The organism is Paraclostridium sp. (assembly GCF_051657365.1).
Taxonomy (GTDB): domain Bacteria; phylum Bacillota; class Clostridia; order Peptostreptococcales; family Peptostreptococcaceae; genus Paraclostridium.
In genome coordinates this window covers 25,474-38,576 of sequence record NZ_JBOFKN010000153.1, presented here as the reverse complement: position 1 = coordinate 38,576, position 13,103 = coordinate 25,474, and the positions used below count along the sequence as shown (strand labels likewise).

The following is a 13,103-nucleotide window of genomic DNA, read 5'->3' as shown; positions in this document are numbered from 1 at the left end:
CATTATAGGAATACAAATTTTAATAACAGTTTTAATAATAATTATAATTGCTTTGCATTTACATAATATATCTATAAAAAGACAAGTCAAAAACATAACTAATTATTTAGATAATATTGATAATTATAAGACAAGAAGTAAATTAGAAGTAACTTTCAATAATAAAGAAATTGAAAATTTGGCGATTAAAGTTAATACAGTTATAAAAGATAAACAAGAAATTATTGAAAGTACAAGAGAACAAGAAGATAAATTAAAAGTGTTTATAGCTAGTATTTCTCACGACTTAAGAACGCCTCTCACATCTATAAAGGGATATATACAATTAATAAGAGATAAGGAGTTAAACTTAAACGAAAGAAATTACTACTTAAGGGTGATAAATGACAAGATTGTAACTCTAAATAAACTTATAAATGATTTTTTTGAACTATCTATATATGACTCTAATGAATATGAATTAAATTTAGAAAAAATAAATTTCAATAGCTTTATGTTAGATGTAGTTATGGATAACTATGAGGATTTTAAAAATAAAGATATAGTACCAACTATAAATATAGAAGATAAACCAATTTATATATTGGGTGATAAAGTAGGTTGTCAGAGAATAGTACAAAACTTAATATCTAATTCTATTAAATATACTAAGGAAAGTGTAGATATAAATGTTCATTTAAAAGAAGGGTATTGCTATTTTAGTATAAGTAATAGAGTCGATGGTATTGATCAAGAAGAAATAAGTCGCATTTTTGATAGATTTTACAGAATTGATAAATCTAGATCTAATCAGGGTACGGGGATAGGATTGTACATAGTAAAAGTGCTTATAGAAAAGTTAGATTGGAAGATAGAAGCTAAAAATTCAGAAGATAATATGATATCTATAGAAATAGTTATTCCTATATTTGAGGTATAAATTAGGCAAGGACAAAAATGTTAACTTCCAAGTTAGAAATTAATATACTATAGAATAATTATGATATATTATTAAAGTAAAGGGGTTAAGGGAGGAATAGTTATGTCTAGGCTAATTTATGCTATATTTGTTTCGGTCATATTTTACTTTATAATGAAAAAATTATATAAACCGAGACAATTAAAGCGAAGTAAAGAAGAATTAAAAGTTAAGGGGAAATATAATGAAGGTGAGTTAAATAAAATTGAAAAAGAAGCTGATAATTTTTGTATTATAACTTCAATTGCATTTTTTTCAATGATGTATTTTGGGATGTTATTAGGTATTATAATTGCTATAATATTAAGCTTAATATATCCAAAATTAGATTTAAATAAAAAATAAATACGAAATGTTAAAAGATGAGTCCTATATTTATAGGATTCATCTTTTTTATAGTTTAAGAATAGAAAAGTATTTTTTGTTCATATACAGTTCATAATTTAAAAATACAATAAATTTATATAAAAACTAATTGAAGGGACTGATAAAATGAAAAAACCTACAAAAATCATAATAACAGTTGTAGTAATTATAGGAGCAATAACAGCAATTGGAGGATTTATAGTTAAATCAAAATTAGATGAATCAAAATTAATATTAAATGAAGCCAAAAATCAGACTACTAAAGTTAAAAAAGGAGATTTAAAAGTAACTGTGTCAGGAAGTGGAACAGTTGTACAAAAAAATCAAGATAGTGATAATCTAGATTTACAAGTTGAGATAGACGAGTTAGATATAGATAAGGTAAAAGCTAATCAAAGTGTAGAAATACAGCTAGATCCTTTTCCAGATGAAGTATTTTATGGAACTGTAACCGAGGTAGCACCACAAGGAACAGTAGTAAATGGAGTATCTAACTTTATGATTAATGTATCTATGCCAAACTCTATAAAAGAAGTAGGTAAAATGAATAAAGATGGGGAAATAAGAAAAGGTCAATCAGATGATTATATGAGTATAGCAAAGATAGAAAAAGGTGATACGATAGAGATTTTAGATAAAGATGGGGATTACTATAAAGTAGCTACAAAAGATAATGAACAAGGGTGGATAGAGGAAAGTTATATAACTGATAAAAAAATCAAATCAAATCAAACAGGAACAGTAAATAAAGATGTAGTCAATGTGAAAGCTAAAACATCAAATGATTCAGATACTATAGTTAAGCTAATAAAAGGAGATAGTGTAGAAATACTTGAAGAAAATGATGATTGGTATAAAGTGAAATTAAGTAATAATAAAGAAGGATATATAGAAACTAAAAATATTAATACTCAAAAGATAAAACCTGGAATGAATGCTAGTGCAAGTATATTAGTAGAACAAAAAGAAAATATATTATATGTTCCAATTGAATCGGTTAATAAAGAAAATATAGATGATTACTATGTAGTACTACCTAATGATGATAAAGAAAAAGATATAAATGTAGGAATACATAATGAAGACTATATAGAAGTAATAGATGGATTAAATGAAGGAGATAAAATAAAGTTACCCGAAAAAGAAGTTAAGCTACCACAATCTCCATTTGGGATGATGCCATCTAATATGTCTAATTAATTTGGAGGAAAGTTATGAGTGATTATGTTATAGATGTAGAGCATGTATATAAAAGATATCAGTTAGCAGAAGAAAAATTAACTGTACTAGATGATATATCTTTAAAAATAAAAAAAGGTGAATTTGTAGCAATAGTAGGACCATCAGGGTCAGGTAAATCAACATTTATGAATGTACTTGGATGTCTTGACTTAGCAGATGAAGGAAAATATTTGCTCGATAGTGAGAATATAAAAGATTTAAATGATGATGACTTAAGTGAAATAAGAAATAAAAAAATAGGATTTATTTTTCAACAATTTAATTTATTAAATAAATTAAGTGCATTAGAAAATGTAGAACTTCCATTATTGTACCAAGGAGTATCAGTAACTAAAAGAAGAGAATTAGCAACACAAGCCTTAAAAAGAGTAGGGCTTGAAAGTAGAAAAGGTCATATGCCAAATCAATTATCTGGAGGACAGCAACAAAGAGTAGCAATAGCTAGGGCAATAGCAACAAATCCTCAAATACTTTTGGCAGATGAACCAACTGGAGCCCTAGACAGTAAAACTAGTGAGGAAATATTAAATATAATAAAAGATTTAAACAATGAAGGTAGAACAATAATAATGATAACGCATGATAATGATATAGCAGACCAAGCGCATAGAAAAATTCGTATAAAAGATGGAAGACTTTACGAGTAAAGGAGGAAGTATATGGACTTTTATGAAAGTTTTAAAATGGCATTTAGACAACTAGTATCTAATAAAATGAGAACATTACTTACAATGCTTGGTATAATAATAGGGGTTGCCAGTATAACTTTATTAGTATCTGTAGCTCAAGGAATGCAGGCAAGTGTAAATGAACAAATGAGCGGGCTTGGTTCAAACCTTGTAACTGTAAATATGATGCCAAATACACAAAATAAAATCTTAGATTATAAAGATAGTAAAGCATTTGAAAATATAAATGGAGTAAACTATGTAGCACAGACAACAAGTGGAAAAGTAAATGTGGTAGCTAATAATAAAAATGAAGATGTATCGGCTATTGCAACAACAGAAAATTATAAAGAAGCTCAAGACATTAAAATTAGTGAGGGGAGATTTATACTTCCTATAGACTTAGATTATAATAGTAAGGTTGTTGTATTAGGAAATGATATAGCAAAAACACTATTTAAAGACAAGAATCCTATTGGTGAGTATATTAACATAAATTCTATCCCATACAAGGTAATAGGTGTTATGGAGAAATCTGAAAATGCCATGATGACATCTATGGGAGATAGTATATTTGTTCCAATAACAAGTGGACAAAGATTACTTAAAAATACTGGAGTAGAAGCTATGTATATAAGTGCTAAATCTTCAGAAGATACACAATATATAGTAGATAAAACAGAAGATAAGTTATATGATATATTTGGGGATAAAGATTTATACTCAGTATTTAATCAACAAGCAATATTAGATACTATGGAATCTATTCAAGGTACTATGACTATAGTTCTAGGTAGCATAGCGGGAATATCTTTAGTAGTTGCAGGAATTGGAATAATGAATATAATGTTAGTATCAGTTACAGAGAGAACTAAAGAAATTGGTATAAGAAAAGCACTAGGTGCTAAGCGAAAGACTATATTAATTCAATTTTTAATAGAGTCTATAATAGTTAGTTTATTAGGAGGGGTAGTAGGAGCAGGAATTGGAATAATAGGAGCTAAAATAATTTACTCTATAATGGGTATAAATGGAGCTATATCTTGGAGTGTTGTAGGAATTGCACTAGGATTTTCTATATTTGTAGGGGTAGTATTTGGAATACTTCCAGCTAATAAAGCTTCAAAACTTCAACCAATTCAAGCATTAAGAAGTGAGTGATTTTATTATGAAAGGATTAATTTATGGTCAATGTTCTTGTTGTAGATGATGATAAAAATATAAGGACCCTTATAGCAGTGGTACTTAAAAAAGAAAACTATAATATTTACGAAGCTAGTAATGGACAAGAAGCGTTAAATATTATAGAAGACAATAAAATAGATTTAAGTATTATAGATATTATGATGCCTATAAAAGATGGATACTCTTTAACAGAGGATATAAGAAAAAACTTTGACTTTCCAATTCTTATGGTAACAGCAAAAGGAGAATCACAAGATAAATTAAAAGGATTTGACTTAGGGGTTGACGATTATATTGTCAAGCCCTTTGACTTATTAGAGCTAGTAGCTAGAGTTAAGGCTATGTTAAGAAGATATAAGATATTTTCAAAAAATATTATAAGTATTGGAGATATAGAACTAGATTATGATAAATGTACACTAAAATTAAAAAATATAGATATTCCTATAGCTTTGAAGGAATTTCAAGTTTTATTTAAAATGAGTAGTTTTGAAGGACGAATATTTACAAGAAATGAGCTAATTGAAGACTTATGGGGAATAGACTATGAAGGTGATGATAGAACTGTAGACGTGCATATAAAAAGGCTTAGAGAAAAACTACAAAGTTCAAATATTAAAATAAATACAGTAAGAGGGCTAGGATACAAATTAGAGGTAAGTAAATGAGAAAAAGTATTTATTTTAAGTTAGTAATTGTGTTTATATTAACTATAATTATAGGCTTATTTTTGAGTTTTAAATTAACTTATGGACTATATTTCGACAAGATATATAATAATATAAGCAATAGGCTAGTAAGTACAGCTAAAGATATATCATTACTTTATGAAGAAGAGAAAAATGAAAACTTTGATAATATACTTAAAACTGATGTTTTTTCTGCTTACTATATAAAAATATATAAAAATGGGGAAGTTTTAAAAAGCTTTGGAGATAAACAAAAGTATTTTGATGTTAACCAAGATGCTATAAATACTGTTAGCTCAAATAAGATATATATTAAACCTATGGAATTAGGAAAAGTACCTATAAAAAATATGCCAATAGTAGGATATCCATTTGAATTTGAAAATAATAATTATTATATATTTATAACACTAAATATGATTGATCATTTCTTTGATATAAGCATACCATTAAAGATAAATTTTATAATTATAATTTTTACCGGAATAGTTTTATTTAGTGCAGTAGCAAAAACAATTGTAAGTAGAGTGAAAAATATTACTTTGGCATCTAAAAAAGTTGAAGAAGGAGATTATAGTGTTAGAATAAATGATAATGGAAAAGATGAAATATCAAATCTTAGTGAAAATTTTAATTCTATGATTGTAAAAATAGATAAGACTGAAATTATGAGACAGGAATTTGTAGCTAATGTGTCACATGAAATTCAATCACCTATAACATCTATAATGGGTTTTTCAACACTTTTACAAAGTGATTGTTTAAGTGAAGAAGATAAAGTTATGTATGCTAAGATAATAGAAGAAGAAAGTCGAAGATTATCAAAGTTAAGTGAGAACTTACTTAAATTAACTTCCTTAGATAATGAACAAAACACTATAAAAAAAGAGAACTTTTATCTAGATGAACAAATAAGAAGAGTGATACTTATGATGGAAAGTCAATGGACTAAGAAAAATTTGAATTTTAATGTAGAATTATCTAAAGTTAAAATTTATGCAGATAAAGATTTGATGGAACAAGTATGGATCAATTTAATAGGCAATGCTATAAAGTTTAGTAATGATTATTGTGATATTGATGTAGAAGTTAAGCGTGTTAATAATGAAGTTAAAGTAAGTATAAGAGATTATGGCATAGGTATTAATAGAGAAGAAATGAATCAAATTTTTGATAGATTTTATCAAGCTGAAGAATCTAGAAGAGTAGAAGGTAGTGGACTTGGACTATCTATAGTAAAAAAAATAATTACTATTCATGAAGGATCAATAAATGTTAAAAGTACTGTAGGAGAAGGTACTGAATTTACAATTTATATATAAGTCTTAACAATATTATTGTTAAGATTTATTTTTTTTATGAAATATAAAAATAAATACCAAAATTTTACATAAAATATGGTAAAAAGTTGCAAAAGTAAGTTGCACATTATAAAATTATAGTAGGGATAAAATTAATGGGGGGAATTATGAGGAATTGCATATATAGAGAAATGATAGAGGATAGTCCACTTGCATTTATACATTTGAATTTTATAAAAGATGATAAGTCGGAATATATAGGGGTAGAGATAAAAAATTTTAATAAAGCATATGAATGTTTTTTTGGAATAAGTGATATAGATACAAATAAAACATATATTTTAGATGATGACATAAAATTGAAAACTAAAGTTTTATTAAAAAAAGCAATTGAAAGTAAAAAATATACTACTGAAATATATGAAAAAAAAGTAGGATCATATTTTTACGTAGAAATATACCATAGTGAAAACGAAGAATTTTGTATGAGATTTAATAAAATAAGTAAGCAATATATGAAGTTGTCTTCAATATTAAAAAACTCTCCATTTATGGCTTGGATAAAGGATATTAATGGATTTTACGTAGATGTAAATGAGAATTTTATGAAGTTTTTTGATAAAACTTATGAAGAAATAATTGGAAAAACTGATTTTGATATATTTCCACAAAATATTGCTAAGGAAGTAAATAAAAATGATGAAAAAGTTCTAAAAAGCAATAAATTACATATATATGAAGAATTTATAGAAGTTGATAAAAATAATCAAGTATATTTACAAACTGCTAAATGGACACATAATGAAGAAGGAAATGATGTAAATTTAGGCACTATAGGAATATCAATAGAGATAACTAATAAAATAGAGTTATTAAAAAATATAGAAAAAAATGAAAAGATATTTTTAGAAATAGCAAATAACATAGAAGAAGTCATTATTATAAAAGATGAAAAAAAAGCTCAATATATAAGTCCATCATTTGAAAAAATATTTGAAACAAAACCAGATGATTTATATGAAGATATAAATAATTGGAACGATAAATCTGTGCAAATTGAATATGAAGGAGATATTAAAGACTATAACTTTAAAGATACATATAGCTTTAATTTTAAATTAATTAAAAGTGGTAGTGAGGATAGATGGTTTTGGTGTAGAGTAGTTTCTTTATTAGATGGAAATAGCAACATATTAAAAAAAGTAATTGTTATTAGTGATATTACTCAGAATAAAAAATTAGAAATGGAAATTGAAAAACTAAGAATGGATTTCTTTGCAAATTTATCTCATGAGCTTAGAACTCCTATAAATTTAATAATTAGTTCACTTCAAGTACTTAATTTGAAAATAGATAATTTAGATAAAGTTAATATGGATTATTTTAATACATATTTAAATATAATTTCTCAAAATGGAAAACGATTGTTAAAATTGGTTAACAATTTAATTGATACTACTAAATTAGATGCTGGGCATTTTGATTATTTACCTACAAATAATAATATAATTAATTTTATTGAAGAAATTTGTGATTCTGTTAGCCATTTTATTGAAAATAATAAAATGAGTATAATATTTGATACAAATGCAGAAGAAAAAATAATTGGATTTGATCAAGATAATATTGAAAGAGTAATGTTAAATTTAATATCAAATGCTATAAAGTTTAATAAACCAGGGGGACAAATAGAAGTAAATATAAATTGTACTGATAAAGTTAAAATAAGTGTTAAAGATAAAGGCATAGGGATTCCAGAAAATAAATTAGAAAGCATATTTGGAAGATTTGAACAAGTAAAAAATAAGTTTAAAAATGAAAGAGAAGGAAGTGGAATAGGTCTTAATTTAGTTAAATCAATAATAGAGATGCATAATGGAAGTATAGAGGTGAAAAGTAAATTAGGAGAAGGTAGTGAATTTATAATTACATTACCTGATATATTAGTATCAAATCAAAATCAGCATGCAATTGTTGGTGAAAAATACTTAAATAATTCAAATAGAATGAATATCGAATTTTCGGATATATATGTTTAAGTAAAATTAGATAAAAATGAAAAACAGACAATATGTCTGTTTTTTTATTGGAATTAAAGAAAATGATACACATAAAACTGTAATTGTAAACTAATTGCGTTAATGTAAGAATATTAAGATTATTTTAAAAAAATATTTAGTAATATTAATTATTTTAATATTAAATAAATTACAATACTTGTTAATTTATATGTAAAAAAATGTTATAATATATACGTTGATGCTTAGAATTCTAACAAAATGTCGAAATGACTGGAGGTAAACATGAAAAAGGCGATTAAGGTTTTCAAAAGAGATATGAAGAATCTATCTAAAAACCCTATAGCATTAATTATAATTATAGGGTTATGCTTTATACCATCTCTTTATGCTTGGATAAATATTAAAGCTTGTTGGAATCCTTACGAAAATACTAGCACTGTTCCAATTGCAATAGTAAATAATGATAAAGGGGCTAGTTTAGATGGTAAAAAATTAAATGTAGGAAATGACGTTATAAGTGATCTTAGAAAAAATAAATCAATAGGTTGGAAATTTGTAAATGATAAACAAGGAAGTCAAGGAGTACTAGATGGACGATATTATGCAATGATAGAAATACCTAGTGATTTTACGAAAGATTTAACTAGTGTTACAACTGGAGAACCAAAAAAACCAACTATTTTATATAAGGTTAATACAAAATCAAATCCAGTTGCAGGGAAAATAACAGAGGTAGCAGAGGAAACTCTTGTAAACCAAATTAATTCGAATTTTATAGCTACAGTTAATAAAACTATTTTCTCATCACTAAACACATATGGAAAAGACATAGCAGATAGTAAAGATAAAATAATAGAACTTAAAAAAGCTATAATAGCACTTGATGAACATATGGACCTTATAACATTTGCGCTTGATAGTGTAAATAATAATTCAACAAATTTAACAGAATATCTAAAAAGTATACAAAGTACTCTTCCACAGGTGGCAAGTGGTATAGATTCTGTTTCTAATGCTAATATGAATACAAGTAAAAATATAGAGAACATAAAAAATAACTTAAATGATTCTTTTGATGGTATTAAATCAACTTTAAATCAGATCAATAGTGAAAATAATCAAATAAAGGATATAGTAAGTAATTTAAAAAATTCAGATTCTGTATCAACAGATACGATAAAAACAGCTATATCTCAAATTGATAGTCAAATTAATAATAGTAAGACACAAATAGATGCAGCTATTAAATATTTAAATGAGTTTAATAAAGTTAAGCCTAATGACAAAATTGATAAATTAATTGATGATTTAAATAAAATAAAAGATGGAATTAGTACAGAACAAGATCAATTAGATTCTTTAAAAAATCAATTAGGTAATTCTGCAGAATCAATGAAAGACACATTAGAATCTATAAATTCAACAGCAAGTCAGATATCTAATAATGTAAATAGTTCAATAGATTCTTATGATTCAGAAGTTAGACCTGCACTTAATAAAACAGCAGATAGTCTAGTAACTTCAACTAAAGATGCATCTACATTAGTAGAAAGCTCTAAAGGATTAGTACAAGCTGTTAATGATATGTTAGGATATGCATCAAAAGGAAGTAATTTAACAGCAGAAATGACTAAAGATTTAGATTCAAAGTTAAATGAATTTAAAAGTACTATAAGTTTATTAAGCACAGAATTAAAAAAAGTTAATGATAATGATTTAGATTCGATAATAGCCATACTTCAGAGTAAGCCACAGCTTATGGGTAATTATATATCAAATCCATTTAATTTAAAATCAGAACCAATATATCCAATAGCAAACTATGGTTCAGGAATGGCACCAATATATACAACACTTGCTTTATGGGTTGGAGGATTAGTACTTGCATCATTACTTACAACTGAAGCATCTGGTTTTGAGGAACTAACAATAAAAGAAAAGTATCTTGGTAAAATGATAACTTTTGTATTTTTAGCGATGATACAAGGTCTTATAGTAGGACTTGGAGATAAATTTGTACTTGGAGTGCAAACAGAAAGCTTAGGATTGTTTATATTTACAACAGTGCTATCGTCAGCTGTATTTGCATCTATTTTATACACTTTAGTATCATTGTTTGGAAATATAGGTAAGGCTATAGGTATAGTACTTATGGTTATACAAATAGCAGGATCTGGAGGAACTTATCCAATACAAGTAGATCCATTAATATTTAGAATTTTACAACCATTTTTCCCGTTTACATACACACTAAGCAATTTAAGGGAAGCAATAGCAGGTCCACTTTTAAGCACTGTTATGTTTAATGTAGTAATCCTAATAATATTTGGATGTACAACTATATTAATCGGATATTTCTTAAAAGAAAGACTTAATAAGGCAGTTAGAAAATTTGAAAGAGAATTTGAAGAATCTGGATTATCAGAATAATTATAGAGGTGAGGATATGAAAAAAGTTTTTAAAATTTATCTAAGAGACTTAAAACATATAGTAACTATTCCAGCAGCCTTTATAATAATAGGTGGGCTTTGTTTAATACCATCGCTATATGCATGGGTAAATATAAAAGCCTGTTGGAATCCATATGTAAATACAGGAAATCTTCCAGTAGCTGTAGTTAATCAAGATGAAGGAGCTTCAGTTGATGGAAAATTTGTAAATGTAGGTAATGAAATAGTTGACAACCTTAAAAAAAATCATGATATAGGTTGGAAGTTCGTTGATGAATGGCAAGGTAACTATCAATTAAATGAAGGAAAGTATTATGCATTAATTGAAATACCTAGCGATTTTTCAAAAGACTTAGCAACACTTACAACACAAGATCCGCAAAAGCCTAATATAATATATAAGGCTAATGAAAAAGCAAATGCTATAGCTACAAAAATTACAGATGTGGCTAAAGATAAATTGGTAGAAGAAATAAAATCAAATTTCGTAGATAATGTAAATAAAGAAGCATTTGAATTTTTATCAACATTAGGAGTTAAATTAGAAGACAATAAACCACAAATAATAGAGCTAAAAGATGCTTTAAATAGCACTGCTACCAATTTAGAAAAAATTGATAACTATGTAGAAGAAGCAAATAAACATGCAGATACTCTTAAAAAATATTTGAAGGATACAAAAGGGAATCTTCCTCAAATAACAAATGAAGTAAATGATCTTAAGTCTGTGGTAAATAACAGTAAAGATGTAGTTATATCAGCACAAAATAGTGTAGATAATGCCTCACAAAATTTAAACAATAGCATGGCTTCTGTAAATGATTTAAATAGCAAATTACAAAATGAAATTAATAATTTAAAAAATTTAAATGATGGAGTATCTACTGATACAACTCAAAAAACTATTGAATCTATTACAAATTCAATATCTTCTATGCAAACGAATATAGATAAATTAATAGAGGGACTTGAAAAATTAAATGATATTCATAGTATTGATAAAATAGGAAATATGATAGATTCATTAAATTCTTTAAAATCTATACTTTCTTCAGAAAGTGATAAGTTAAATAACATAAAATCACTAATTGAAAGTGGAGCAAGTAAAGATCAGATAAATGAGCAACTTAATTCATTATCTGAACTATCAAATTCATTTAATAATAAATTAAACTTAGTAAGTAACGGATTTACTTCAAATATATCAAATACTTTAAATAGTGTTTCAAATGCTACTACATCTAGTGCGAGTGATATGAACAGTGTTTTAGATAGTATAAATGTTATCGTGCCACAGTTAAATGCACTTTCAAACTTTGGTATATCAAGCAGTGATGTTGCAGTAAAACAAGCAAATAATATATCTAAAGAACTTGATAAGTTTGAAAAAGATTTAGATAAACTAATTGATAAAACCAAAGTATTAACCGATAAAAATTTAGATAAATTAATTTCAACACTTAATAAAAATTCAAAAGATATAGCATCATTTATAGCATCTCCCGTTAACGTGAAAACAGTAGAGTTATATAAAGCTGGAATATTTGGAGTTGCACTAATGCCATTTTACTCAGTACTTGCAATATGGGTAGGTGCTCTTTTATCAACATCACTACTTACTACAGAATGTGAAGAGTTACAAGGAGAGCATACAAACCTAGTTCAAAAGCACTTTGGAAAAATGCTTACATTTATGACTATATCCTTAATACAATCATTAATAATTGCAATAGGAGATATATTTATATTCCAAGCACCTGTAAGTGTACCTTTATTATTTGTATTTACAATAGTATCTTCAATATTATTTACTACAATAATATTCACTTTAGTTTCATTGTTTGGAAATATTGGTAAAGCTATTGCTATAGTTATAATGGTATTCCAAATAGCTGGGGCAGGAGGTATATATCCTATACAAACAAATCCTAAGATATTTGAAGTGCTACAGCCATTCTGGCCGTTTACTTATGCTATAGATGGATTTAGAGAAGCAATAGCTGGACCTAGTATGCCTGCTGTATATCACGATTTAACAATGTTAGGTATATTCTTTGTAATATTCTTAGCTTTAGTAATATTTAAAAAGACATTCCATCATGCTACTGAATTTATGAATGATAAATTTAGAGAATCTGGATTATAAAATTTAAAAAACAGGATAAAAGCCTATTAAAGTACATTAAAAATATGTACATTGGTAGGCTTTTGTTATATTATTT

Annotated in this window: 10 protein-coding genes; all 10 read left to right on the top strand. The window is 26.2% G+C overall.

Features of this window, described 5'->3' with window-relative positions; translation table 11 throughout:
* The first annotated feature begins 52 nt into the window (after nt 1–52).
* The 10 genes from ACRCYC_RS10945 (at nt 53) to ACRCYC_RS10900 (ending at nt 13,027) form a co-directional block, all read left to right on the top strand.
* Nucleotides 53–919, top strand: coding sequence for a sensor histidine kinase (locus ACRCYC_RS10945; RefSeq protein WP_438619173.1), 867 nt, complete (start codon nt 53–55; stop codon nt 917–919).
* A gap of 102 nt (nt 920–1,021) precedes the next feature.
* Entirely contained in the window at nt 1,022–1,303 is a 282-nt protein-coding gene (locus ACRCYC_RS10940; protein WP_438619172.1) for a hypothetical protein, read from the top strand.
* Between the two features lie 147 nt (nt 1,304–1,450).
* The gene (locus ACRCYC_RS10935; RefSeq protein ID WP_438619171.1) at nt 1,451–2,524 is read left to right on the top strand and encodes an SH3 domain-containing protein; all 1,074 of its coding nucleotides are present in this window, start codon (nt 1,451–1,453) and stop codon (nt 2,522–2,524) included.
* A 14-nt stretch (nt 2,525–2,538) separates the two neighbouring features.
* Nucleotides 2,539–3,213: an ABC transporter ATP-binding protein gene (locus tag ACRCYC_RS10930; RefSeq protein WP_438619170.1), complete on the top strand. Its 675-nt coding sequence runs from the start codon at nt 2,539–2,541 to the stop codon at nt 3,211–3,213.
* Nucleotides 3,214–3,225: 12 nt separating this feature from the next.
* Nucleotides 3,226–4,395, top strand: coding sequence for an ABC transporter permease (locus ACRCYC_RS10925; protein ID WP_438619169.1), 1,170 nt, complete (start codon nt 3,226–3,228; stop codon nt 4,393–4,395).
* Between the two features lie 23 nt (nt 4,396–4,418).
* Nucleotides 4,419–5,087, top strand: coding sequence for a response regulator transcription factor (locus tag ACRCYC_RS10920; protein WP_438619168.1), 669 nt, complete (start codon nt 4,419–4,421; stop codon nt 5,085–5,087).
* Entirely contained in the window at nt 5,084–6,430 is a 1,347-nt protein-coding gene (locus tag ACRCYC_RS10915) for an ATP-binding protein (protein ID WP_438619167.1), read from the top strand. Before ACRCYC_RS10920 ends, ACRCYC_RS10915 begins: the two co-directional genes overlap by 4 nt.
* 146 nt (nt 6,431–6,576) lie before the next feature.
* Nucleotides 6,577–8,448, top strand: a complete 1,872-nt coding sequence (locus ACRCYC_RS10910) for a PAS domain-containing sensor histidine kinase (RefSeq protein ID WP_438619166.1) — start codon at nt 6,577–6,579, stop codon at nt 8,446–8,448.
* A gap of 264 nt (nt 8,449–8,712) precedes the next feature.
* Complete coding sequence (locus tag ACRCYC_RS10905) at nt 8,713–10,860, top strand: YhgE/Pip family protein (RefSeq protein ID WP_438619165.1); 2,148 nt, start codon at nt 8,713–8,715, stop codon at nt 10,858–10,860.
* A gap of 16 nt (nt 10,861–10,876) precedes the next feature.
* On the top strand, nt 10,877–13,027 hold the full coding sequence (locus ACRCYC_RS10900) for a YhgE/Pip family protein (protein ID WP_438619164.1): 2,151 nt from the start codon (nt 10,877–10,879) through the stop codon (nt 13,025–13,027).
* Nucleotides 13,028–13,103: the final 76 nt, after the last annotated feature.

Excerpts from the sequence above, each read along its gene's own strand:
- ACRCYC_RS10940 (WP_438619172.1), top strand. The coding sequence starts at position 1,022 with ATGTCTAGGCTAATTTATGCTATATTTGTTTCGGTCATATTTTACTTT.
- ACRCYC_RS10930 (WP_438619170.1), top strand. The coding sequence starts at position 2,539 with ATGAGTGATTATGTTATAGATGTAGAGCATGTATATAAAAGATATCAG.
- ACRCYC_RS10915 (WP_438619167.1), top strand. The coding sequence starts at position 5,084 with ATGAGAAAAAGTATTTATTTTAAGTTAGTAATTGTGTTTATATTAACT.
- ACRCYC_RS10905 (WP_438619165.1), top strand. The coding sequence starts at position 8,713 with ATGAAAAAGGCGATTAAGGTTTTCAAAAGAGATATGAAGAATCTATCT.
- ACRCYC_RS10900 (WP_438619164.1), top strand. The coding sequence starts at position 10,877 with ATGAAAAAAGTTTTTAAAATTTATCTAAGAGACTTAAAACATATAGTA.
- ACRCYC_RS10920 (WP_438619168.1), top strand. The coding sequence starts at position 4,419 with ATGGTCAATGTTCTTGTTGTAGATGATGATAAAAATATAAGGACCCTT.
- ACRCYC_RS10935 (WP_438619171.1), top strand. The coding sequence starts at position 1,451 with ATGAAAAAACCTACAAAAATCATAATAACAGTTGTAGTAATTATAGGA.
- ACRCYC_RS10910 (WP_438619166.1), top strand. The coding sequence starts at position 6,577 with ATGAGGAATTGCATATATAGAGAAATGATAGAGGATAGTCCACTTGCA.
- ACRCYC_RS10925 (WP_438619169.1), top strand. The coding sequence starts at position 3,226 with ATGGACTTTTATGAAAGTTTTAAAATGGCATTTAGACAACTAGTATCT.